Below are 1205 nucleotides of genomic sequence, written 5' to 3'. Positions count from 1 at the left end.
CTGACATCTTTCAGTTCTAAGCCACATGCTGGCGAGTGCCGTCCCAGACGGCTAAAATCCGTTCCATTTCTCTTTCCAGCTCAAAAAGCCGCACCCAGCCGACAAAATTCATCCTGACCTGACCAGCCAGGGCACCCCAGTCGGGCCAAGAGGAGACCTCTTGGCCCGACGCTGTTTGGTCAAGGTGCTCAACATGGCAGAGGACGAAGCAGGCCACACTCAGGCACAGATAGCGTAGGACGCCCAGTTTGGTCTTCTGCCCGAATTTGCCGAAGGCAAATCGGCTCTTGAGTGTTTTGAACAGAGCCTCAATCTTCCAGCGACGTCGACCGGTCTGCCGGGCCGTCTGAGGCGTTCGTTGCCTGGAGGACACGATGAACCGCTGTTCCCGCTTCTCTCCTTTCTTGGCGGGCAACCAGATCCAGTACAGCCACAACTGGAGGTCAGGCAGGTCAGCAAGCGTGACTGGGCACTGTTGGCGGGTGATGTCTTTCAGACGGTGCCCCTCTGTGGTCCTGCGATCCGCTCGCATCCCAATGGTGAAGTCCAAACCCAGGTTCCGAACACCGTGCATGAACGCCCTGCTGCTGAACCCTGCATCTGCAAGCAGATGCACGTGTTTGGTGCGTGTGCGCACCTCGGATGGGAGCTGTCTGACGAGCCGGAGCGCCAGGTCTGTCGGTGAAGGCGAGCCTTTCCCGCGCCAGATCTTGAAGCCCCAGGGGAGGCGAAGGTCACCACAACAGACGTAGAGCATGACGACATGGAGGCCACGAACACTGTTCAGGGTGTGGATCCAGCCATCCAGTTCAGCGAACGCGCCCTCCTTTGAGATGGAGGTCGTGTCAACGATGATCTCGATGAGCGGTGGACGCCCCCGGCGTCCACGGAGGGAGTCCTGGAAGGTGCGCAGGGCGTGCTGGCGGATGGTTCGAATGAGGGTGCGCAACGACCAGTTCTGGTGGTTGAGGAATCGGCTGATGGCGCCCGGGGACTTGGCGGTGGACGCATGGAAGCGGGATATCCCAAGGGCTTCGAGGAAGCAGCTGAGCACCACCTGCATGTTGTCTCGATGCTGCTTTCGGGGGCAGGCAGTCAACATGTCAGAATAAAGCTGTCCAGCGCGGTTCATCTTCTGTTTCACACCCTCATTCTGAGGTCAGAAGCCGTGCTGGACGTCCTTTTCTAAAACTGAAAGATGTCAG

General features: G+C 58.7%; 1 protein-coding gene. It reads right to left on the bottom strand.

Features of this window, described 5'->3' with window-relative positions:
* Positions 1–16: 16 nt before the first annotated feature.
* Positions 17–1144, bottom strand: a complete 1128-nt coding sequence (locus QZ271_RS14315) for a transposase (RefSeq protein WP_291432613.1) — start codon at positions 1142–1144, stop codon at positions 17–19.
* Positions 1145–1205: the final 61 nt, after the last annotated feature.

Origin of the sequence: Deinococcus sp., assembly GCF_018260555.1 — a bacterium.
In the GTDB taxonomy this organism is placed as follows: Bacteria; Deinococcota; Deinococci; order Deinococcales; family Deinococcaceae; genus Deinococcus.
Note: the sequence above shows the minus strand (reverse complement) of the source record. Positions and strands in the feature narration are given on the sequence as shown.